At 60.5% G+C, this 20,453-nt stretch carries 21 protein-coding genes and 1 riboswitch; of the genes, 10 read left to right on the top strand and 11 right to left on the bottom strand.

Going from position 1 to position 20,453, the window contains the following annotated elements:
• Window positions 1-248: 248 nt before the first annotated feature.
• Both H8S23_RS01845 and H8S23_RS01840 read left to right on the top strand, forming a co-directional pair.
• Window positions 249-773, top strand: coding sequence for a PadR family transcriptional regulator (locus H8S23_RS01845; RefSeq protein WP_186886607.1), 525 nt, complete (start codon window positions 249-251; stop codon window positions 771-773).
• Window positions 774-784: 11 nt separating this feature from the next.
• Window positions 785-1,201, top strand: coding sequence for a YjdF family protein (locus H8S23_RS01840; RefSeq protein WP_186886606.1), 417 nt, complete (start codon window positions 785-787; stop codon window positions 1,199-1,201).
• 835 nt (window positions 1,202-2,036) lie between these two features.
• Here H8S23_RS01840 and H8S23_RS01835 read toward each other — a convergent pair.
• The 5 genes from H8S23_RS01835 to H8S23_RS01815 all read right to left on the bottom strand — a co-directional run bounded on the left by H8S23_RS01835 (window position 2,037) and on the right by H8S23_RS01815 (window position 6,651).
• Complete coding sequence (locus H8S23_RS01835; RefSeq protein ID WP_186886605.1) at window positions 2,037-3,278, bottom strand: DHHW family protein; 1,242 nt, start codon at window positions 3,276-3,278, stop codon at window positions 2,037-2,039.
• 15 nt (window positions 3,279-3,293) lie between these two features.
• A complete protein-coding gene (locus H8S23_RS01830) occupies window positions 3,294-4,682 on the bottom strand; it encodes an MBOAT family O-acyltransferase (protein WP_186886604.1) in 1,389 nt (462 codons plus the stop codon).
• A 137-nt stretch (window positions 4,683-4,819) separates the two neighbouring features.
• The gene (locus H8S23_RS01825) at window positions 4,820-5,323 is read right to left on the bottom strand and encodes a DUF4358 domain-containing protein (protein WP_186886603.1); all 504 of its coding nucleotides are present in this window, start codon (window positions 5,321-5,323) and stop codon (window positions 4,820-4,822) included.
• 94 nt (window positions 5,324-5,417) lie between these two features.
• The gene (locus H8S23_RS01820) at window positions 5,418-5,921 is read right to left on the bottom strand and encodes a DUF4358 domain-containing protein (protein ID WP_186886602.1); all 504 of its coding nucleotides are present in this window, start codon (window positions 5,919-5,921) and stop codon (window positions 5,418-5,420) included.
• A gap of 280 nt (window positions 5,922-6,201) precedes the next feature.
• A complete protein-coding gene (locus H8S23_RS01815; protein ID WP_186886601.1) occupies window positions 6,202-6,651 on the bottom strand; it encodes an FMN-binding protein in 450 nt (149 codons plus the stop codon).
• A gap of 249 nt (window positions 6,652-6,900) precedes the next feature.
• Here H8S23_RS01815 and H8S23_RS01810 point away from each other — a divergent pair, with 249 nt between their 5' ends.
• The 3 genes from H8S23_RS01810 to H8S23_RS01800 all read left to right on the top strand — a co-directional run bounded on the left by H8S23_RS01810 (window position 6,901) and on the right by H8S23_RS01800 (window position 9,430).
• Window positions 6,901-7,953 carry an FAD:protein FMN transferase gene (locus H8S23_RS01810; protein WP_186886600.1) on the top strand — a complete coding sequence of 351 codons (1,053 nt, stop codon included), beginning with the start codon at window positions 6,901-6,903 and terminating at the stop codon, window positions 7,951-7,953.
• 129 nt (window positions 7,954-8,082) lie between these two features.
• Window positions 8,083-8,625, top strand: coding sequence for a Gx transporter family protein (locus tag H8S23_RS01805; RefSeq protein WP_341479875.1), 543 nt, complete (start codon window positions 8,083-8,085; stop codon window positions 8,623-8,625).
• A 262-nt stretch (window positions 8,626-8,887) separates the two neighbouring features.
• Window positions 8,888-9,430, top strand: a complete 543-nt coding sequence (locus H8S23_RS01800; RefSeq protein ID WP_186886599.1) for an NADH peroxidase — start codon at window positions 8,888-8,890, stop codon at window positions 9,428-9,430.
• A 113-nt stretch (window positions 9,431-9,543) separates the two neighbouring features.
• Here the strand turns inward: H8S23_RS01800 and H8S23_RS01795 are convergent, their stop codons facing one another.
• Entirely contained in the window at window positions 9,544-10,251 is a 708-nt protein-coding gene (locus H8S23_RS01795) for a YetF domain-containing protein (RefSeq protein WP_186886598.1), read from the bottom strand.
• Window positions 10,252-10,485: 234 nt separating this feature from the next.
• On the opposite strand from H8S23_RS01795, the gene H8S23_RS01790 reads away from it, so the two are divergent.
• From H8S23_RS01790 to groL, 3 genes are all read left to right on the top strand, one after another.
• On the top strand, window positions 10,486-11,448 hold the full coding sequence (locus H8S23_RS01790; RefSeq protein WP_186886597.1) for a diacylglycerol/lipid kinase family protein: 963 nt from the start codon (window positions 10,486-10,488) through the stop codon (window positions 11,446-11,448).
• A gap of 759 nt (window positions 11,449-12,207) precedes the next feature.
• On the top strand, window positions 12,208-12,492 hold the full coding sequence (locus H8S23_RS01785; protein WP_186886596.1) for a co-chaperone GroES: 285 nt from the start codon (window positions 12,208-12,210) through the stop codon (window positions 12,490-12,492).
• 53 nt (window positions 12,493-12,545) lie between these two features.
• Window positions 12,546-14,180, top strand: a complete 1,635-nt coding sequence (groL, locus tag H8S23_RS01780; RefSeq protein ID WP_186886595.1) for a chaperonin GroEL — start codon at window positions 12,546-12,548, stop codon at window positions 14,178-14,180.
• A 777-nt stretch (window positions 14,181-14,957) separates the two neighbouring features.
• Here groL and H8S23_RS01775 read toward each other — a convergent pair.
• From H8S23_RS01775 to H8S23_RS01765, 3 genes are read right to left on the bottom strand one after another with little or no spacing between them, the layout of a single operon-like run.
• Window positions 14,958-15,155 carry a hypothetical protein gene (locus H8S23_RS01775; RefSeq protein WP_186886594.1) on the bottom strand — a complete coding sequence of 66 codons (198 nt, stop codon included), beginning with the start codon at window positions 15,153-15,155 and terminating at the stop codon, window positions 14,958-14,960.
• A gap of 40 nt (window positions 15,156-15,195) precedes the next feature.
• On the bottom strand, window positions 15,196-15,624 hold the full coding sequence (locus tag H8S23_RS01770; RefSeq protein WP_186886593.1) for a hypothetical protein: 429 nt from the start codon (window positions 15,622-15,624) through the stop codon (window positions 15,196-15,198).
• Window positions 15,611-15,835, bottom strand: coding sequence for a helix-turn-helix domain-containing protein (locus H8S23_RS01765; RefSeq protein WP_186886592.1), 225 nt, complete (start codon window positions 15,833-15,835; stop codon window positions 15,611-15,613). The genes H8S23_RS01770 and H8S23_RS01765 overlap by 14 nt, the downstream gene beginning before the upstream one ends.
• A gap of 192 nt (window positions 15,836-16,027) precedes the next feature.
• Here H8S23_RS01765 and H8S23_RS01760 point away from each other — a divergent pair, with 192 nt between their 5' ends.
• A complete protein-coding gene (locus H8S23_RS01760; protein ID WP_186886591.1) occupies window positions 16,028-16,216 on the top strand; it encodes a hypothetical protein in 189 nt (62 codons plus the stop codon).
• A 641-nt stretch (window positions 16,217-16,857) separates the two neighbouring features.
• On the opposite strand, the gene H8S23_RS01755 is transcribed toward H8S23_RS01760, so the two are convergent.
• A complete protein-coding gene (locus H8S23_RS01755; protein WP_186886590.1) occupies window positions 16,858-18,054 on the bottom strand; it encodes an MFS transporter in 1,197 nt (398 codons plus the stop codon).
• Window positions 18,051-19,103: an ROK family protein gene (locus H8S23_RS01750; RefSeq protein WP_243165858.1), complete on the bottom strand. Its 1,053-nt coding sequence runs from the start codon at window positions 19,101-19,103 to the stop codon at window positions 18,051-18,053. Before H8S23_RS01750 ends, H8S23_RS01755 begins: the two co-directional genes overlap by 4 nt.
• Before the next feature lie 237 nt (window positions 19,104-19,340).
• A riboswitch (THF riboswitch) is annotated at window positions 19,341-19,477 on the top strand.
• A gap of 98 nt (window positions 19,478-19,575) precedes the next feature.
• On the opposite strand from H8S23_RS01750, the gene H8S23_RS01745 reads away from it, so the two are divergent.
• A complete protein-coding gene (locus H8S23_RS01745) occupies window positions 19,576-20,184 on the top strand; it encodes a folate family ECF transporter S component (RefSeq protein ID WP_186886588.1) in 609 nt (202 codons plus the stop codon).
• The last annotated feature ends 269 nt before the right edge of the window (window positions 20,185-20,453 follow it).

Raw genomic sequence — 20,453 nt, 5'->3', positions numbered from 1 at the left:
TTTTCTACCGGCACCGCTTTGCCCGGCGGCCCGCATATAGGCGCTTTTTGCGCGGACAAAACCGCTCTGCTGTGATAAAAGGGCGTTGAGACGCTGGCTTCCCGCCCCGCCCGGCCTGCCCGATGCGCAGGCGCGTTGCCGAGGGCTTGGCCAGATGGCGCAAAGCAGAGCTCCCGGCGCAAATAAAGGTTGATTTTTACTATAATATATAGTATTATAAATTATAGTAAAAAGAGGAGGAGAAGCGCATGTCTTCGATCGACCTGATCGTTCTGGGCATGGTGATGGAACGGCCCCAAAGCGCCTATGAGCTTCAAAAGGACGTGCAGGCGCATCATTTTTCCCGCTGGACCCGGGTCAGCGTGCCGTCCGTCTATAAAAAGGTGCTGCAGCTGCGGGCGGCGGGGTATCTGGAGAGCGGGACGGCCGCGGGAAAACGCCCCGGCGGCAGGACTGTTTATACGGTCACCGAAAAGGGCAGGCGCTATTTTGCGCAGCTCATGGAGGAGTGCGCCTCCCGGCAGATCTCTTTTCTGCTGGACCTGAATGTGATGGTGACCAACCTCAACAAGCTGGAAAAAGACGAGGGGCTGAAACTGTTGGCGCGGCTGCGGCAAAGCCTCACGGCCTCCGCCGGCGAAAACCGGCAATACGCGCGCGAATTTAAGGATATCCCGCTGGTGGGACGGACAGTTTTTGAACAGCAGGACGCACTCTACGCCGCGCTGGAAAGCTGGCTGGACGATTTTGAGCGCCGCTTTGCGGCGGAGTGAGGGGATGCAGGATGACGGCGCGCGGAAGCCTGACCGTGCTGTTTGAGCCACCTTTCTGGATCGGCCTGTGCGAGCGCAGCGAGCAGGGCCGCTATGAGGTGTGCAGGGTCGTCTTTGGCGCTCAGCCCCGGGAGGCGGAGGTCTATGCATTTGTGCTGCGATGCTGGGATAAGCTGCGGTTCGGACCGGCAGTCCGGGAGGAGCAGCATGAAGAGAAAAGGGCAAACCCCAAGCGGGTGCAGCGGCAGGTCAGCGCTCTTCTGCAGCAGCGGGGGATGAGCACCAGGGCACAGCAGGCCCTGCAGCGGCAGCGGGAGGAAGAAAAGAGCGAGAGAAAGGCAGGTTCCCGGCAGCGGCGGCAGGCGGAGCAGGAACGGCGGTATGCGCTGCGGACCGAAAAGAAAAAGGCAAGGCACCGGGGCCGGTAAAACCGGAGGCGCCCGGGGCGCTCCCCCAAGGAGCTGTTTTTCGGGCCAGGCCCTGCCGCGGGCAGAGCAGAGGCCGGAAACGGAGACGGGGAGAGGGCGGCCGGGCTGCTAAGGCCCCCGCTGCGCAGGCATGTTTAAAACTTCCGGCGGTCTTTTGTCCGCCCCCCTGCGCCCCACCGCCCGCAAGGGGGCGCGCGGCCGCGCAGCCCGCGCTTTCGCGCCTGCGCGGGCCTGTTTGGGAAAACTGTCCCCGCGTCTTAGCCGGATCCGAATAAGGAAACGTGACCGCAAAGGGGAAAATTGGGACGCGCTGCGGGGCCGGCCATCAGCGCAGCCCACGCTGATGGAAAGCGGCCGGCCCGGCAAGCCCGGCAAAGCCGGGCTTTGCAAGACATGGCAAAGCGCTTTTGAAGCCACTTTGCCAGCCATACAGGATGCCTGCAGTGGTTTGCCTTGCACTGCATCCCCAATTGTCGCCTTTGCGGCGCTGCGCGGTCGCGTCCCGCGATCTTGGATGCAGCGTGGGCGAAAACCAAGGGTGTTATCCTGCATGGAGCGCCCCGCGGGTTTGGACCTGCGCTGCGCCAAAATCGAATGGCTCGGCTCCTGTTTTCCTGTCCCACTCCGGCTTTGGGCGGCGAACGTTTTCACTGGCGGCGTCTGCCCGCAGTGCCGGCGCGGGGCCCTGCTCAAAGAAACGCCCCCCGTTTGGCTGGAAAAACCACACGGAGGGCGTTTTTTAAATGGGCGGAGAAGCGCTCCCCGGCCGGGGATGTCTCTGCCTTGAAGCTGTTTTGCGGCAGGTCTTTCGGGGGAGACCGCCGGCGGGGGCGCCTCAGTTCCCGCTGCCCCTGTTGAGCAGCACCAGATTGGTATCGCTGGAAAAACTCTGGAAGTTGTACAGCACCAGCACGTCGTCGTAGCTGTTTTCAGCGATCAGGGCGTCCACCGTGGTCCCCTTGAGGCTGCGCAGGTCCACCACGTCGATCTGGGCATAATCGGCGGTGAGAAAAGGCACAAAACAGTTGGCGTAGCTGTCTTTGATGACCAGCACCTTGCCCTTGCCCTCGCCCTCGATGCGGGAGAAACCGTTGTTGCCGTACAGGAACATGGCGTATTTGTCCCGGGTGGAGAGCTTATCGGTCTCGTACAGGTCCACTACCCGATCCGCGACCTGCGCATAGGCCTCCTCCGACATCTGTCCCGCCTCGTAAGCCTGCTGCACCGCGTCCCGGTCGGCCTTGTCCAGCAGCTGCACGATGGTCATCTGTCCATCCAGCTGCGGGTAATAGCTGAGCAGGTCGGCCTGGGCGTTGTAGAGCTTGGTCTTGCTGTACAGGGTCCCCAGAAAATCCCCGACCTGGGTGGGGACAAGACCGGCGGCGGACGCCGCGTCCCTGCCCGCCGCGCCGGCGTACTGGAGATAGGCGTAATAGGCGCCCAGCGTGGTCCAGTGGTGATCGGTGCGGTAAAAGAGATATTCGTCCGCATGCCCGCGCAGCGTCTGGGTGGGGTCCAGAAAGACCGCGTCGCCGGCAAAGACCTGCGCCATCTGCGCCATCCAGGGCGCTTCGTCCACAAAGGGGGCTGCAAGCGGCAGTTTGTCGGTGACCACCATGTCGGCGGAGGGCACGATCATCACCTTGACCAGACCGGGATGGCGGGCGATGAACTGGCGCACGTTTTCGATATTGGTCTCCAGCTGGGTGCCGCCGCCGGCCGCCGTGTCCAGCACGAAGAATTTTTGATACATGGTGCCGTCTTTCCCATAGAGCACGCCGTTATTTTCCGTTTTGAGCAGTACGCTCTCCGCCCGGCTCTTCAGGCTGATCCAGCCGTCCCGCCCGAGAAACTGGTCGTTGATGTACTGCTCGTACAGATAAGAGAACTTTTCCGTCTCTTTGGCGGCGAGCAGGTTTTTGACCGTCATCGCCGGTTTCTGGGCCAGCTTGCGGTTTTCCAGCTCGCTCTCTCTGCGGTCGTTGACCATGCTGTCCGCCACGGAATACAGCAGGATAAAGGCGAAGAAGAGCAGGATGGCAGGATATTTCAAAATGGCCTTGAGTTTGTTTTTCATTGTGCTGCCTCCCCTCTAAAACCGGAAATAGATGAACGGGTTGTAGGTGCTGTCCACAAGGTAAGCCACCGAGACCAGCAGCACCGCCGCCAGCATCAGGATGCGCAGCAGCTCGCTTTTTTTACAGGCCCAGGCGTAGAACCTGCGCGGCCACGGGGTGCTGCAAAGCATGCCCACCAGCAGGGCCACGCCGTAGTTGCGGGCAAAATAAAGGGCCGAGACGCCGCCCTGGGGCCAGAACAGGCGCGAAAAGAAGGCGGCGATGTCCCCCATGCCGCTGTCCACTGCGAAAAGCCCCCAGCCCACCACGATGAAAAACAGCGCATAAAGATGGGGCCAGACCCGGCCGCGCTGCAGTTTGTCGTAGAGAAAAAGCTTTTCCACGGCCAGCAGCACAAAATAATAGAAGCCCCACAGCAAAAAGTTCCAGTTTGCGCCGTGCCAGAAACCGGTGAGGGTCCACACCACAAAAAGATTGAAGATCTGGCGCGGCAGGCCCCGGCGGTTGCCTCCCAGCGGGATGTAGACGTATTCGCGGAACCAGCCGGAAAGGGTCATGTGCCAGCGGCGCCAGAACTCGGTGATGCTGCGGCTGATATAGGGCAGGTTGAAGTTTTCGGGGAAATTGAACCCCAGCATTTTGCCAAGGCCGATGGCCATGGTGGAATAACCGGAAAAGTCAAAGTAGATCTGCAGCGTGAAAGCCACCAGCCCAAGCCAGGCCAGGGGGGTGGAAACGCTGCTGTAGCCCAGCAGCTTGATATCCTCCCACAAGGCGCCGATGTTGTTGGCCAGCAGCACTTTTTTGCCCAGGCCCAAAATAAACAGGCCGATGCCCTCGTTGATGCCCGCCAGCGTATAGCGGCCTTTTTTTACCTTGAGCTGGGCGGCCACGTCTTTGTATAGGACGATGGGCCCTGCGATCAGCTGGGGAAACATCACCACGTAGGCGCCCAGGTCGATGATGTTGCGCTCCGGCTGCACCGTGCCCTTGTACACGTCCAGCGTGTAGCTCATGGTCTGGAAAGTGTAAAAGCTGATGCCCAGCGGCAGGGTCAGGCGCAGCAGCGGGATGGAGGTGCCAAGCAGCGCGTTGAGATTGCTGATGAAGAAATCACTGTATTTGAAGAAAAACAGCATGCCGATATTGAACACGACGACCAGCACCAGCACTGCCCGCCGGGCGCGGCGCCTGTCCTGCAGCCGGCCGAGCCAGAGCGCCAGCAGGTAGTTTCCCAGGATACAGGCCGCCATGACGGGAAAATAGCGCACCTCGCCCCAGGAGTAAAAGAACAGACTGATCAAAAACAGGGCCAGATTTTTGAGCCGCGGTGGCGCCAGGTAGTAGACCGCCAGCGCGATGGGCAGAAAACGGAAGATGAACAGCAGACTGCTGAAGACCAAAACACATCACCAACCCTGCGGGCGGCTTGCCGCCCGGATATTTGCGGAAAAAGACCAAAAGGGCCGGCGCCTCATGACGCCGGCCCCGGGTCCAGTATAAAGGAAAAACAGGCGCCGCACAAGCGGTTTTTGAGAAATCAGGCCAGCGCGTCGTCAATGGCCTTGTCGATCTCCTGATAGACCGCGTCCACCTCGCCGTCCGCGATGCGGACCGAGTCTCCGGCGATGACAAAGATCACATAGTCGCCCTTGACCACGATGCGCCCGTTCTGCGCCTTGATGGCCTGGTCCTCAAGATACATGGCGAACTGGTCGGCCTTTGCTTTCTGGCGGGCCTCGCAGGCTTCCTTGACGGCATCGGTCTTGCCCTTGGCGGCTTTGAGGATCAGGATCTCGTCGGTGGAGATGTTGACGTTGGAATATTTGCCCTTGTATTCCTCCACGTCCGCCATGTCCAGGCCGTACATGCTGGTGAGAAATTCGTCGTCCATATCAGCGGGCATGGCCACGGGGGCCACGGCCTCGATCGCGTCCATCACGTCGCCCAGGTTATACTGTTTGGTTTCGGCGTCCTTGCCGCAGCCGGTGGCGAGCACCGCCAGAGTACAGAGTGCGAGCAGAAGAGAACAGAGTTTTTTCATGTTGCTGAAAAGTCCTTTCCGATTTTTTCATTCTACAGCTTTGCGCTTATGGTAAAAGCGGGAGCGCCGGGGCGGACGCCACTTTTATCACCTTTTATGCCAGGGCATCTTCAATGGCCTTGTCGATCTCCTGATAGACCTCGTTCACCTCGCCGTCGGCAATGCGGCCGTCGTCGCCGGCCACCACAAAGATCACATAGTCGCCCCTGACGACGACGCGGCCGTTTTGGGCCTTTTGCGCCTGCACCTCGTCGTACATGGCGGCCTGCTCCTGCTTTGCGGCCCGGCGGGCCTCGCAGGCCTCGCAGACCGCGTCCGCTTTGCCCTCGGCGGCCCGGACAAGCAGCAGCTCGTCCGTGAACGTGTTGGTGTTGGAGTATTGCCCGCGGTATTCCTCGACGTCGGCGGGGTCGAGGCCGTACATGCCGGTGAGATACTCGTCGTCCATGTCGGCGGGATAGGGGACGGGCGCGACGGCGGAGATCGCCGCGGCCACCTGGTCAAGGTCGTAAGTCTTGTCCTGCCCGGAAGCCCCGCAGCCGCAGAGCAGGCAGGAAAACAGAGAAAAAGCGGCGAAGAGCAAAACAGTCTTTTTCATAAACAACCTCTCCAGAATTTTCATCTCATACCAGTATATCCTAACTGAAATAAGGTGTTTTTTCAAGAGGCATCCTTAGTGTTCGCACAAAAGTTACCAATTATTCACGGTTTCGCCCGCGGGGAAGAAAGGGGCAAAAGCGCCGCGGCCGAAAACAGGCAGTAAAAAAGCCCGCGGACCTGCGCGGGCTTGAAAACCGGGATGCTCCGGTCTGTGCGGTTGAATGCCAGAAGCCCGCGGCGCAAAGGCCGGGGCACAGAACGGCGGCAGAGAGCTGCCGTTATTTCTGCGAAGCGGAAGAGTCCACGATCACCGGGTCGGTGACGCCGTCTTTCATGTTGGACTCCAGCGCGGTCATCAGCGCTTTGAAGTTGTCGGTGGACAGGGTGGCGCCCGCCACGGTGGCGACGTCTTTCAAATCGCCTTTTTCCAGATACTGGTTGGTGATATCGGCGTAAAATTTGGCCGGATAGGTGCCCTTGACCGGCTCCATCGACGCGCGGTAGTCCTCATCCTCCGACTTTTTGTCCCCGTCGGCATTCACGCCGTCAAAGGTGAGGATGGTGACCTTGTTGTCCTGCACCTGTACGTCGACATATTCTTTCCAGCCGTGGCTGTCGTAATCTTTGAATTCGGCATGGTAGACGCCGTCCTGATAGGAGGCGCCGCAGCCGGCAAACAGTGAGAGCGCCATCAGCAGCGCCGCAATAACAGACGCCGTTTTTTTCATTCGCATTTCACCTCCCATCCGCATATGCGCAACTCATTATAATAAAATTTGGCCATGCTGTCAAATTTGGCGGGATTTTGTCACAGGACGGAGCATTTGTGACGGCAAGTACACATTATAAAGGGGCGGCATAAGGGGCGGCGCTTGACAAAGGGGCGCTTTCCTCCTAAAATTGAACTCTCAGAGCGCCGCTCCGCCGATGACTGGCAGGCTTGCGGGCCGCATCACTTTTAACGACAGGATGGGACGATGAAAAGAAAAAACAGGATCCTTTTGGTGGCGGGGGGCCTGGCGGCCGCGGCGCTCGTCGCGGTGGGCGTGCTGCGCGGGCTGGAGCGCACGCCGCATAACGCCAGCACCTATGTGATGAGCACCGTCGTGACCCAGCGGGTCTACGGCCTGCGGGCCGAACAGGCGATGCGGGAGGTGGAGGCCGCTCTGCGGGAGTTTGAGGGGAGACTTTCCCTGTTTGACCCGGACAGCGAGATCGCGGCGATCAACGCCGCGGCCGGGGACCATCCGGTGGAGGTGAGCGCGGCCACCTTTGAACTGCTGCAGCAAAGCCTGGCGCTCTCCGCTGCCTCGGAAGGCGCTTTCGACATCACCATCGCCCCGCTCACCCAGCTGTGGGGCGTCACCACCGACCATCCGCGGGTGCCCTCCCAGCAGGAGATCGACGACGCCCTGCTGCTGATCGGCGACGCGGAGGTGCAGCTTGACCCGCAGGCCCGCACCGTTTTTCTGCCCCGGGCAGGGCAGGCCATCGACCTGGGCGGCATCGCCAAGGGCAACGCCTGCAGCCTGGCGCAGAAGATCTATGAGGAGCGCGGCGTGCGGGCGGCGGTGCTCAGCATCGGCGGCAACGTGTATGTGCTGGGCAGGAACCCGGACGGAGCGCAGTTCCGGGTCGGGTTCCGCACCCCTAAAAAGGCCGACGAATCCTATATTGCCTCGGTGGCGCTGGAGGATCAGGTCATGGCGGTGTCGGGCGGCTACGAGCGGTATTTTGAAGCGGAGGACGGCACGCGCTACCACCACATCCTGTCCGGCAGCACCGGGTATCCCGCCCAAAGCGACATCGTCTCGGTGGGGGTCATCTGTAAAGACGGCACCCGGGCGGATTTTCTGTCCACGACCCTTTTTGTGTGGGGGAGCGAAAAGACCAAGGCGTTCATGCGCAGCCACGACGATGTGGCGGTCATCCTGCTCACGGAGGAGGACGAACTGCTGGTCTCCCGCGCCCTGGAGGACAGTTTCCGCCTCAGCGAACAGGGAGGGGGCTATCGCGTTACCTTTATATAAGCTTGTAGACCGGCAGGCGGCGGACGGCCCGCGGGGCGCGAACAGGGCGCTGTGCGCGGGAAATACTGGCAGGATTAGTATGGCCGGCGGCCGCGCCGGATATCCACTGCCAAAAGAGGGGGCGGAGAAGTGAAAAATGGAAAAGCGCGCGCGGTGGCCATGGGCGGCATGCTATTTGCCCTGGCCGTCCTGCTCAGCTTTGTAGAGGGCATGGCGGCCCCGGCGCTGGGCCTGCCGCCGGGGGTCAAGCCCGGGCTTGCCAATATCGTGGTGATGTACGCGCTGTTCTTTCTCGGCAGGGGGCAGGCGCTGACGCTGGTGCTGCTGAAAAGCTTTTTCGCCATGCTGACCCGCGGCCTCTCCGCGGGCGCGCTGAGCCTGGCCGGAGGGCTGCTGAGCCTGGCTGTGATGCTGCTGCTTCTGCTGCCAAAAGAAAAGCCCTCTTATCTTGTGCTGTCGGTGGCCGGGGCGGTGGCCCACAATATGGGTCAGCTGCTGATGGCCTCTCTGTGGCTGAAGACCGCCTTTTCCCTTGCTTATGCCCCGGTGCTGATCGTGTCGGGCATCGGCATGGGGGCGGTGACCTCGATCTCGCTGCGCCTGCTGCTGCCAGCGCTGCAGCGCGCAGGCCTCATGCGCCAAAAAGAGAGGGACGACCCGGACCGGCGCTGAAAGCAGCGGTGATCTTGCGGGGCATCCAGGCAGGGCGGCCGGAAAAGAGGGAAGCGCGCGGCTGCGGCCGCGCGTTTTTGCGCAAAAAAACGCCGCAGCATTTTTCGCGTTGAGGCAGGGCTGGAAATATTTTTTAAAAAGGGAAAATCTAGAAAAAAGGTGTTGACAAAACTACACCGATATGGTATAGTTTAAACGTCGAAAAAACCAAACAAAAACAAAAAGACCTGTAAAAAAACATAAAAGATAAGGAGTTATGAACATGAAAAAGTTTGTTTGCACCGTCTGCGGTTATGTCCACGAGGGGGATTCCGCCCCTGAGTTCTGCCCGGTCTGCAAGGCTCCTGCCTCCAAATTCAAGGAGCAGAGCGGCGAGAAGAGTTGGGCCGCCGAGCATGTGGTGGGCGTCGCTCAGGGCGTTGACCCCGAGATCATCCAGGGCCTGCGCGAGAACTTCAACGGCGAGTGCAGCGAAGTGGGCATGTACCTGGCCATGGCCCGTGTGGCGCATCGCGAGGGCTACCCCGAGATCGGCCTTTACTGGGAGAAAGCCGCCTATGAAGAGGCGGAGCATGCGGCCAAGTTTGCCGAGCTGCTGGGCGAAGTGCTGACCGACTCCACCAAGAAGAACCTCGAGATGCGTGTGGACGCCGAGAACGGCGCGACCGCCGGCAAGTTTGAGCTGGCAAAGAAAGCGAAAGAGCTGGGCCTGGACGCCATCCACGACACCGTACATGAGATGGCCCGCGACGAGGCCCGTCACGGCAAGGCTTTTGAGGGCCTGCTGGCCCGCTATTTCGGCTGAGCAAAGCATAGTTTCTACCTCCAATAGATTCAGACAAAAAAGGCGGCGGCGTCCAGACAGGTTGATACCTGCCGGGCGCCGTCGCCTTTTTGGGACAGCGGTGCGCAGAAGTGCTATTCAAAGATCTCGTGAGAAACTTTTTTGTCCAGGATGCGATAGGCGGCCAGCTGGCCCTGCGCATCCACGGTGGCGAGAAAGACGTCCTTGATCTGGCCGATATCCTGCGCATGCAGCTGGGTCATCAGCCATTTCTGATCCCTGCCGGTGTATTTGAGGTTTTCCTCCAGCACCTTTCCGTCCAGGATGACGTTGACGGTGAGGGTCTCCGGCGGGGGCGTGACGCCCAGGTCGTGCGGGGTGACGGGACGCTGTTCGGACAGGGGCAAAAAGCTTACCTGGCCGTTGGTCTCCAGCACGGCGGCCTCCAGCTGGCTCAGGTCAAAGTACCCCGCGCCCCGGCATTGGGTCAAAAATTCGTTGATGTCCATTTTTGCGGAAAAGAGGTTTTTCTTGTACAGCTTGCCGTGCTCAAACAGCACCAGCGGCTTGCCGTTGAAAAACTTGCGCAGTGCCATCGAGCGGCAGGTGCACAGCGAGATGCAGACCGCGATCAGGGCATAGATCACCATTGCGGTCAGCGGCTTGAGAAAATCGTCCTCCAGGCTGGTGGCCATTTCCGCCGCGATCGAGCCGATGGTGATGCCGTTGATGTAATCGAACAGGCTCATCTGGCTCATCTGCCGGTTGCCGATCAGTTTGGTCAGAAGAAACAGGGCCACGACAGAGCCCAGGCTGGTAAGGGTGATGTGAAGTATTTCCACGGGGGGACCTCCTTTAAGGTGATGGCATGCGCCTTTACGGCATTAGTCTGCCAAGGCGGATGCCGCTTATGCGCGCCCGGTCGGTCCGCCGCTGCGGCAGATGCGGGTCAGAACAGCGGAACTGCGCGAAATAAACAAAACAAATCGTCTCCAAAGCAGGATTTTGTTGTATCTCACAGGGAAATGAGGTATGATGAGAGAGGACCAAACTTCCCCCAGCGAGGTGGCATCAGGATGAAACATGTTTTTATCGTCAACCCAAAATCAGGCAAGGCCGACGCCAGCCAGTTTTTTGTGCCGGCCCTGATCGAGCGCGTCGCCCCCCTGAAGCTCGATTATGCCGTGGAGATCACCGCGTATCCCGGTCATGCCACCGAGATCGCAAAGCAGTATGCCATGGCGCGCGAGCCGGTGCGCTTTTACGCCTGCGGCGGCGACGGCACCCTCAACGAGGTGCTGACCGGGGCGTTCCGCTATCCAGAGGCGGAGGTCGCCTGCGTGCCTTTGGGCTCGGGCAACGATTTTTTGAAAAACTTCGGCACTGCGGAGGATTTTCTCGATCTGGAGGACAATATCTCCGGTTGGGCGGTGCCCGTTGACCTGATGCAGGTGGGGGAGGACCAGATCTCGGCCGCGATCTGTTCAGCGGGCCTGGACGCCGCGGTCGCTTACAACATCCCCAAATACCGGCGCATCCCCTTTTGCGGGGGGAAGATGGCGTATAACATCTCCATTGTGGAGAATATCTGCAAACCCATGGGCAACCGCATGACCGTGTCGGTGGACGGCAAGGCCTTTACGGGCAACTTTCTGCTGGCGGCCGTGGCGAACGGCACTACCTATGGGGGCGGTTTTCGCGCCGCGCCGCGGGCGCGCATGGACGACGGCCTGCTGGACGTGCTGCTGGTAAACAAGGTGAGCCGCTTGAAAGTGGCGGGCGTGATCGCAAAATATCAGGCGGGCCGGCATTTCAGCGGCGACGAGATCATCCCGGAGCTGCGGCAGATCATCACGTTTGTGCGCGGCCGGGAGGTCCAGATCGTCCCGGAAAAAGAGATCGTCACCAACATTGACGGCGAATGTGACCTGCGCCCGCAGGTCTCCATCCGGGTACTGCCCGCGGCCGCGCGCTTTGTGCTGCCCGCCCGGCTCGCGGAGGCATATACCCCGCTGGTGGGGCTGGCAGGATCGGTTTAGCACTCATCCCCCTGTGGAGAAAGGCGGCGTTCATGCCTAAAGGCGCGTTTTCCGCGTCTGCCGACGCGCCGGGGAGCACCCGAACAAAAGGACAAAAGGGACGGCCGCCCGGCCGCCTCTTTTTTGTATCACGATCTCTCGCGGCTGACAGGCCGTACCAACGCAGTAGGACGCGTGTGCAGGTATTCCAGGGCTTTACCCGTTCGTGAACCCCCCGGCTTTGCTGGAGGATATTTTTTGGACGCCCCCCTGTCTGCAGCGGGATACCGTTTTTAAACCGTGGAGGCGGGCGCGGGCACAGCGGGGACACGGGACACAGTACACAGTACGGGACACATAGTACGGGACACGGGCGAAAGGAGCTTCCTCCCACCGTGCTCTTTCACCTCTTGCGCCCGGCGCCCGCGGACCGGGCGCTTTTTCTTCAAAACCGTCCGGCAGGCGGCGGTCTCCGGCGGACGGCGGCCCCGCAAAACAGAGGGTGAGGGGAAAATTGCAGTACCGATGCTGCGCTGCCGCACGGCGGGCCTTTTTTGCGCGCCCGCCACGGCTGCTGTTTGCTGCGGACGGCTGAAAGGCAGGGATTTTGCAGAGAACGCGGTTTCAAAATCGTAAAAAATCCTTTTGTTCATAAAATTTTTTCAATTGGGCTATTGCATTTCGGAAAAAATGCGCTAAAATAGTATTAGCACTCAAGAATAAAGAGTGCTAAACATAAAAACGTCAACGAATAAAATTTTTGTAAAGGGGATATCACGTATGAAGATCGTACCTTTGGCAGACAGAGTCGTCATCAAGGCCGAACAGGCGGAAGAGACCACAAAAGGCGGCATCATCCTGACCGGCTCCGCGAAAGAGAAGCCGCAGGTCGCGGTGGTCGTAGCGGTCGGCCCCGGCGGCATGGTGGACGGCAATGAGGTCAAGATGACCCTGAAGGTCGGCGACCGGGTCATCGCCGCAAAATATGCGGGCACCGAGGTCAAGGTCGACGGCGAAGAGTGCCAGATCGTCCGTCAAAGCGATATTCTCGCAACTGTCGAGTAAGAGCGTTTTTACAAGAGCAGTAAAATCAAGATAATAAAAGGAGCAGATCAGTTATGGCTAAACAGATCATCTATGGCGAGGACGCCCGCAAGGCTCTGGAAAAAGGCATTGACCAGCTCGCCGATACCGTCAAGATCACCCTGGGCCCCAAGGGCCGCAACGTGGTGCTGGACAAAAAGTTCGGCTCTCCGCTCATCACCAACGACGGCGTGACCATCGCCAAGGAGATCGAGCTGAAAGACCCGTTTGAGAACATGGGCGCACAGCTTGTCAAGGAAGTCGCCACCAAGACCAACGACGCGGCGGGCGACGGCACCACCACCGCCACTGTGCTGGCGCAGGCGCTGGTGCATGAGGGCATGAAGAACGTGGCGGCCGGCGCAAACCCGATGGATCTCAAGCGCGGCATGAAAAAGGCAGTGGACGCCGCCGTCGCCGCCATCCAGGCCAACAGCCAGAAAGTCAGCGGCAGCGCCGACATCGCCAAGGTCGCCACCATCTCTGCCAGCGACGCGGAGATCGGCACCCTGATCTCTGAGGCGATGGAAAAGGTCACCGCCGACGGCGTGATCACCATTGAGGAGTCCAAGACCGCGGACACCTATTCTGAGGTGGTCGAGGGCATGATGTTCGACCGCGGCTATATCACCCCGTATATGGCCACCGATACCGAGAAGATGGAAGCTGTCATGGATGAGCCCTATATCCTCATCACCGACAAGAAGATCTCCTCCATCCAGGACCTGCTGCCCATTCTCGAGCAGATCGTCAAGATGGGCAAAAAGCTGGTCATCATCGCCGAGGACGTGGAGGGCGAGGCCCTGTCCACCCTGATCGTCAACAAGCTGCGCGGCGCCTTGAACTGCGTTGCCGTCAAGGCCCCGGGCTTCGGCGACCGCCGCAAGGAGATGCTGCAGGATATCGCCATCCTCACCGGCGGCCAGGTCATCAGCGAAGAGCTGGGCCTTGAGCTGAAAGACGCCACCATTGACATGCTGGGCAACGCCAAGCAGGTCAAGGTCACCAAAGAGAACACCGTTATCGTGGACGGCGCCGGCGACAAGGGCGCTATCTCCGACCGCGTGGCGCAGATCCGCGCCCAGATCGAGGAGACCACCTCTGACTTTGACCGTGAGAAGCTGCAGGAGCGGCTGGCCAAGCTGGCCGGCGGCGTGGCGGTCATCCGTGTCGGCGCTGCCACCGAGGTGGAGATGAAAGAGAAGAAGCTGCGCATCGAGGACGCGCTCTCCGCGACCAAGGCGGCCGTGGAAGAGGGCATCGTCCCGGGCGGCGGCACCATCCTGGTGGACGTTATCCCCGACGTCATGAAAGCCACCGAGGCGCTGGAGGGCGACGAAAAGACCGGCGCCAAGATCGTCATCAACGCCCTGCGCGAGCCGCTGCGTCAGATCGTCAAAAACGCGGGCCTGGAGGGCAGCGTGGTGGTCGACAAGATCGAGAACAGCGGCAAGGTGGGCTACGGCTTCAATGCCCAGACCGAGGCCTACGGCATGATGCTGGAGGACTTTGGCGTCGTTGACCCGACCAAGGTCACCCGCAGCGCGCTGCAGAACGCCTCCTCCGTGGCCGAGATGGTGCTGACCACCGAGAGCCTGGTCGCCGATATCCCCGAGAAAGAGCCCCCGATGCCGGCCGGCGGCGACCCCTCCATGGGCGGCATGTACTAAAAAAGGATCCTATCCAGAAAATAGATCGACTTTAAAAGGGACCGATGCAGCGCATCGGTCCCTTTTATTGCGTTGTGAAAGCTCGGGCCCTGCCGCAGGCGGTGCAAAAAAAGCTGCGGCAGCAGGAAGCCGATAAAGCCGGTTTCCGCAAAACGCCCACCCCGTGGGCAAAAGCGTTGGCTGGGTGGCCCTGCCGTCTGCCGACGGAAGGGGCTCGGAGTGCGGCCAAGAGATCATGCGCTGCTTTTGGAGGGTCCGCCGCCGAAAGGGCACTGAGGGGCCTGTCAGAGCTGCCGTTCAGCCGGGGGGAGACTTCAGCGGCCGGGGGCACCGTCCCCGCAACGCGGGCATTCCTTTTTTTCGAACTTTTCTGCCTTTTCTGCCGCCGTTTTTGGAGGGGCGGTGCAGGGACGCCGCACTGCAGGGACGCCTGGATGGACAGAAGTAAACGGAGGCAGCCGCGGGGAGGAAAAAGCCGCGGCGTGGCGCGGCCGGCAAGGCCTGAGACGGGAAAAAACGGCTCTGCGGCTGAGATTCAGCGGCCGGATCGCATGGAGCAGGGACGGGACCGCGAGCAGCCGTTCTCCTTTGAGAGAAAAAGGCACACAGAGGCCAAAGCGGAAGATCATGTTTTGCAAAGGGCATGAGGGCCGGGCTTTTGAGGCGCAAAGCGCTGAAATGCAGCAGAGTGCGAGAAAAATGCGGATTACGGGTGAAAGCACCGGCGGCCCTGCGTCTGCTTTTGCGCAGATACAAGGCCGCCGGTGTTGTTTTATTTTACTTTTCTTTATCCCCGCCTGCGCGGCCGAGCGCTCCTCTTGCCACCGTAAAAACGAGAAGCCCTGCGCCCGCCAAAGCGGCGATGCCCGCAGCCCGGACGGCCCAGTCCGGCAGAGGAACGGCCAGGCGGTTTACAGCCATGCCCAGCAGACCCGCAAGCAGCAGGACCGCAGCGCCGGTTTTTAGCCTTTTCATCTCAGGTTCCTTTCTGCCGGGTGTGCGTCCCGGCATCTGCTCAGTATTTTTGACGGTAATAGATCGTGCAGCCCAGCTTGAGCAGACACATGCAGAGCAGGACCCCAAGCAGGGTAAAGACCACAGTAAAGTTGAAGAAGCTGGCGGCCAGGATCGCCAGGCCAAGGCAGAACAGCAGCAGAAACCACCCGCTGGAAAACACCATCAGTTTGATCTGGCAGTTGCGCTCATCGGTCTCCTTGATATACAGCTCTTTGAGCGCAGCCTCATCGCAGAGGGCGCGCCGGGTGCGGATAGCCAGAAAAGCCATGCACAGCTCCAGTCCCAGCAGAACGCCCATCCGAAAGCCGGAAGAAAATTCGTCCGGCGTGCCTAGAAATTTGCCCACAAAAAAGCCGATCAGGGCAAGGATCGCCCCGGCCTGGCACAGGCGGACGCGCCGCGCGAGTTTGTGTTTAAATTGTTCCATTCTGAAATTCCTCCTCGATTTCAGCAAAATCAAAAACATCTTCGATCCTGCATCCAAAAAAGCGCGCGATCTTGTAGGCGAGCGCCAGGCTGGCCGTGTATTTTTCATTTTCCAGACTGATGATGGTTTGGCGAGTCACCCCGACGCGGGCCGCAAGTTCTCCCTGACTGACCCGCAGCGCCCTGCGCAGCTCACGTATCTGGTTTTTCACACAAATACTCCTTAAATCCTGTTTCAAAGTGTCAAGTCGACTTTACAATAAAAGTATAGCTTGCTTTACATAAAATGTCAAGTGAACTGTACAAAAATAGTTGGCGGCGGGGAGGAAAATGAAAAAATGCAGCAGAGATCCGTGCACCGGCAGCGGCCGGATATCCGGGAGACGGGGCCAGAGAAAGAGTAGATGGAGGGAAAGGGGCAGAGGGGCGAGAAAGAACAGACGACCGAGAAAGAGCAGATGAACGGAAAAGAACAGATAGGCGGGAAAAACAAGATGGAGGGGAAAGACCAAATAGAGGGAAAAGACTGGATAGATCGGGAAGGCAGGATAAACGGAAAAGACCAGATGAACAGGAAAGACCCGATGGGCTGAAAGAACAGAAGGGCCAGGATGCCCGCGGGCCCTGTGGACGGCGGAGCTTCCTTTTCTTGCTGCCTACCCCCCGCAGCCCGCAGACGAATGCTCTGTGCGGGCAACAAAAAAGCCTTGCTGCGGCAAGGCTGCTGTTCGTCGGCTGCTTTGCGCCACAGTTGGATGCAGAGGTTTTTTACCCGTCCCGGCAGGGCGGGGCAGCCTTTTGACTCGGGCAGATAACAAAAGAGCATGGATGGTGGACTTCCGAACTGGCGCAGAATGCACGGCCTTTTCACTCGGGCAGATAAAAAGAGAGGACACTCCCCAGTGGGGGACGTCCTCTCTTTCTGCATCGGTCAAAAAATAAAAAAGCCCGGTTTTAAAGCTTGCAGACGCCCGGCGGCTGCCGCCGGGCGCGCAGGAGACGTTTTGGACCTTTCGACTGTCTGTGCCACGGGGGCTGGGTCCCGCCGCAAAAAAAGCGGTGCGCGCAGAAAGGAAGCCGCGCGGCGTGCAGGCCCGGCGCGGCAAAAGCGCAAAAGACGGTCGCGATACTTTTCCGCGAGGCCACTGTGGGAAAAAGACAGGACCCGCCCCGTGAGAAAAACAGCGCGGGGCGCGGCGGGCTCTCGGCTCCCAATACGGCGGCGCCGGCGGGTTCACTGCTTTTGTTCCCGGTGAAAGACCAGTACGCCGGCCAGCATGAGAAGCGGGAAGACCGTCACCGCAAGCAGGCCGCCGCGCAGGCCCGCCTGCTCGGCCCCGGCGGCGGCAAAACGGCCCGAGACCAGACCGGCCAGCCAGGGGCCCACCGCGCCGCCCAGATCGCCGGCTAGGGCGAGCAGGCTGAACATCGCGGTGCCGCCCAGCGGCAGCGCTGCGGAAGACAGGCTGAAAGTCCCCGGCCAGAGCAGACTGACCGAAAGGCCGCAGGCCGCGCATCCCAGCAAAGAGACGACCGGGTGAGGTGCAAAGACGGTGACCAAGTAACAGCACACACAGAAGAGGCTGCTGGCGGCCATCAGCTTTTTCAGCGGCAGCCGCTCGCCGAAAATGCCGTAAAGCGTCCGCCCGGCCCCCATCAGCAGCGCGAACAGGCACGGGCCCAACAGGTCGCCCAGCATTTTGGGAACGCCCAGACCCCGCTCGGCAAAGAGGCTGCTCCACTGGCTCATCGCCAGCTCGCTGGAGCCCGCACACATCATCATCAGCAAAGCCAGCCAGAACACGCGGCGGGAAAAGAGCTCCCGCAGGGACATGGCTGTGCCGCCGGCGATGACCGGGGCCAGCGGCACTTTCAGAAAGCGGAAAAAGTTGTAAAACGGCAGCAAGCCCCAAAGCGCCGTCAGCAGCGGCCAGCAGGCGGGCCACACGCGCAGGAACAGCGTGCTCAGCAGCACCACCAGCACCTGTCCCCAGCAGTAAAAGGCGTGCAGCAGGCTCATGGCGCTGGCCTTGGCGTCGCCGGGCAGGGCCTCTACGATGGGGCTGATAAGCACCTCGATCAGGCCGCCGCCCACCGCGCAGACCATTACAGGGATCACAAGGCCCAGATAGGGGTCCGGCAGCAGGCGGGGCAATACCCCCAGCAGCGCCAGTCCCGCCGCGCTGACAAGATGCGCCGCGCAGGCGCAAAAGCGATAGCCCAGCCGGTCCACCAGCTTGACCGAGGCCAGGTCCACCAGCAGCTGCGTGCCGAAATTGAGCAGGATCAGCTGCCCGATCTTCTCCAGCGGGATGGAGAAATCCGTCTGGAACAGGACGAACAGCAGCGGTGCGAGGTTGTTGACCACGGCTTGGGTCACATAGCCCAAATAACAGGCCCTCAGGGTCGGTCTGTAATTGACGGCCGTCATAAAAACCTCCGATATTCTGATTTTGCCGGGTCGCTCTGCAGCCGGTAGCGCAGGCTTTCCATCGTGATGGATACCACGCCGGACAGGTAACAGCTTTCCACATCGTCCAGATATTCTATCCGGGGCAGATGTTTTTCGGGGATCTGTCCGGCGCAGAGCACACGGACTTCCCCCAGCATTTCAGGCTGGATGGCATCTCCGCACACCGCCAGGGTAGAGGGGTTCAGCAGGGCGATGACGCACTCCGCCATGCGGGCGATCACCGGGATCTGCTTTGCCCGGTCGCCTCCGCTGAACAGCGCCGTCTGCTCGCTGCAGGTGAGCCCCACCGGCAAAAATGAGACCTCACCCGCAAAATTGGTGGCCCCGCGCAGCAGCTGCCCATCCACCACCGCCCCGCTGCCGGGACAGGAGTTTTTGGGGAAGTAAAGCACTGCCACGGTGTCGCCGCAGTTGCCCTCCTGGCGGGCATAAAAGCCGTAGGTGGTAAAAAGCATGTCGTTGTCCACCAGCACCTCCAGCCCCAGATCCTCCGCCAGCTTTTTGCCCAGCGGGAGATTTTCCAGTGCGGGCAGTACGCCCCCCTCAACAACGCCATTCTGGACGACGCAGGGCAGGCCGATCCCCACCGCCCGGATCGCTGGGTAACGGTGCGCGGCCTGCTCCGCCATCGTGCGCAGCAGCTCATAAGTGATGGCGCCCTCGGGCGCGCCGGAGCGCTCTTCTTTGACGTCGCCCACAGCGTTCACCACCCGGCTGAGACAGCGCAGCCGCGGGCCGCTGTGCTCGATCACCAGCGCAAAGATCAGCTGAAAATCCGGGTTGTAGGTAAAGCGCCGCGCCGGACGCCCCCCGTCGGAGGGGGCGGGCTCAGACTCAAACGCTTCCCCGGTCGCGACCATCTCGTCCAGGATGGTGCCGCAGGTGGCGATGCTCAGCGAGGTGAGATGGGAGATCCAGGCTTTGGTGGCGGTGCCGCAGGCCCGCAGCGCTGCGCGCACCTGCTCGGTATTCAGCTTTTTCAGCTGCCGCGTATTGTGAAAATTCATGGATAGCACAAAAAACAACTCACTTTCAATAAGTTTTATCAAAAGTTACTTCGAAAGTATATGCCTTTTGCGTCGCCCTGTCAACAGAAAAAAGGGAAAAAGGGGGCTGTGTCCGCACCCCGAAAAACCACGCGGCCGCCCCGCGCAGAGCATGCCGGGCGGCGGTGCGCGGAAACCAGTGGACAAACGGCTGCGGTCGTGCTATAATCGTGACGTTCAGGGGCCGCTGGCCCATCACACAGAGTAGGGAACTGCGCGTCAGGCCGGGAGATCTCCCGGCCGCCAGTGCCCGCCGGACGGGGAGTTGCCGGCGGGACGAAAGGGGAACGGTCCTATCCGCATCCCCCGCGGTGCAGTTCTCGCATCCCGCTGTACCAAAAAACGAAGGCCGCCGCAGGACCCTGCGGCCCGAGAAGAGCATCCCGCCGGGTGCGTTGGTACAAACCGATGCACAAAAGGAGGGTGTTTTTTTATGTCCGAAACAAGAAATGATCTGGTCTTTTTGTCCCCGTTTTCGGCCGCTTACTGGCGCAGCGCCGCAGCGGAGGCCAAAAAGGTGCGCATGCTGACCCTGACCGCGCTGTTTGTGGCGCTGCGGGTGGTGGTGGGGCTGTTTCCCATCCCGCTGGGGGATAACCTGCACATCTTTTTCGGCTTTTTCATCAATGGCCTGGGCAGTGCCATTTATGGCCCTCTGCTGGGGCTGGTCTCCGGCTTCTGTACCGATATCCTGGGGTTTATCGTTCATCCCACAGGGGCGTTTTTCCCCGGGTACGTGCTCACCAGCATGCTGGGGTCTTTCTTTTACGGCCTGTTTTTTTACAGGGCAAGGATCAGCGGCCTGCGGGTGCTGCTGGCCAAGCTGGTAGTCAATCTGGGCATCAACGTGGGGCTGGGCGCGCTGTGGAGCGCGATCCTCTACGGCAAGGGCTACTACTATTATCTGGCCAAAAGCCTGATCAAAAATATCGGTATGTGGCCGCTGGAAGCGGTGCTGCTGTTTCTGTTTTTCAAGGCGATCCTGCCCGTGACCGCCCGCGCGGCCCTTACCCCGAAACAGGACGGCGTAAAGCTGTGGTGAAGTGCTGAGCGGTTTTTTCGCATTTTGCCCCCTGTGTGGCGCCCTGCCGGAACAGGCGTGCGGCGCCCGCCCGACGGGGCTGTCAAAAATTTGCCGGCAGGTGCGGCCCCGTCCGCGGACCCTGCGCTGCGGGACAGAGCGAGAACGGCGTGGCGGCGCCTGCGCGTATCCGTACCCGCCGCCCCCATCCTGAAAAAAATGGCCGCGGAGAAGCCCGCGCCTCCGGGGCCTGCGGGTCCCCAGAAGATTTCCCGCATGTTAAGATCAGT

This window comes from Anaerofilum hominis (assembly GCF_014287275.1).
Classification (GTDB): domain Bacteria; phylum Bacillota; class Clostridia; order Oscillospirales; family Ruminococcaceae; genus Pygmaiobacter; species Pygmaiobacter hominis.
The sequence above is the reverse complement of the archived record's forward strand: the minus strand, read 5'-3'. Positions and strand labels throughout refer to the sequence as shown.

Bases quoted from the DNA above. Each gene is read 5' to 3' on its own strand.
- H8S23_RS01750 (WP_243165858.1), bottom strand. From the start codon at position 19,103: ATGAATTTTCACAATACGCGGCAGCTGAAAAAGCTGAATACCGAGCAG.
- H8S23_RS01790 (WP_186886597.1), top strand. From the start codon at position 10,486: ATGAAACATGTTTTTATCGTCAACCCAAAATCAGGCAAGGCCGACGCC.
- groL (WP_186886595.1), top strand. From the start codon at position 12,546: ATGGCTAAACAGATCATCTATGGCGAGGACGCCCGCAAGGCTCTGGAA.
- H8S23_RS01845 (WP_186886607.1), top strand. From the start codon at position 249: ATGTCTTCGATCGACCTGATCGTTCTGGGCATGGTGATGGAACGGCCC.
- H8S23_RS01800 (WP_186886599.1), top strand. From the start codon at position 8,888: ATGAAAAAGTTTGTTTGCACCGTCTGCGGTTATGTCCACGAGGGGGAT.
- H8S23_RS01770 (WP_186886593.1), bottom strand. From the start codon at position 15,624: ATGGAACAATTTAAACACAAACTCGCGCGGCGCGTCCGCCTGTGCCAG.
- H8S23_RS01835 (WP_186886605.1), bottom strand. From the start codon at position 3,278: ATGAAAAACAAACTCAAGGCCATTTTGAAATATCCTGCCATCCTGCTC.
- H8S23_RS01760 (WP_186886591.1), top strand. From the start codon at position 16,028: ATGGAGGGAAAGGGGCAGAGGGGCGAGAAAGAACAGACGACCGAGAAA.
- H8S23_RS01810 (WP_186886600.1), top strand. From the start codon at position 6,901: ATGAAAAGAAAAAACAGGATCCTTTTGGTGGCGGGGGGCCTGGCGGCC.
- H8S23_RS01825 (WP_186886603.1), bottom strand. From the start codon at position 5,323: ATGAAAAAACTCTGTTCTCTTCTGCTCGCACTCTGTACTCTGGCGGTG.
- H8S23_RS01815 (WP_186886601.1), bottom strand. From the start codon at position 6,651: ATGAAAAAAACGGCGTCTGTTATTGCGGCGCTGCTGATGGCGCTCTCA.
- H8S23_RS01745 (WP_186886588.1), top strand. From the start codon at position 19,576: ATGTCCGAAACAAGAAATGATCTGGTCTTTTTGTCCCCGTTTTCGGCC.
- H8S23_RS01775 (WP_186886594.1), bottom strand. From the start codon at position 15,155: ATGAAAAGGCTAAAAACCGGCGCTGCGGTCCTGCTGCTTGCGGGTCTG.
- H8S23_RS01820 (WP_186886602.1), bottom strand. From the start codon at position 5,921: ATGAAAAAGACTGTTTTGCTCTTCGCCGCTTTTTCTCTGTTTTCCTGC.
- H8S23_RS01755 (WP_186886590.1), bottom strand. From the start codon at position 18,054: ATGACGGCCGTCAATTACAGACCGACCCTGAGGGCCTGTTATTTGGGC.
- H8S23_RS01785 (WP_186886596.1), top strand. From the start codon at position 12,208: ATGAAGATCGTACCTTTGGCAGACAGAGTCGTCATCAAGGCCGAACAG.
- H8S23_RS01840 (WP_186886606.1), top strand. From the start codon at position 785: ATGACGGCGCGCGGAAGCCTGACCGTGCTGTTTGAGCCACCTTTCTGG.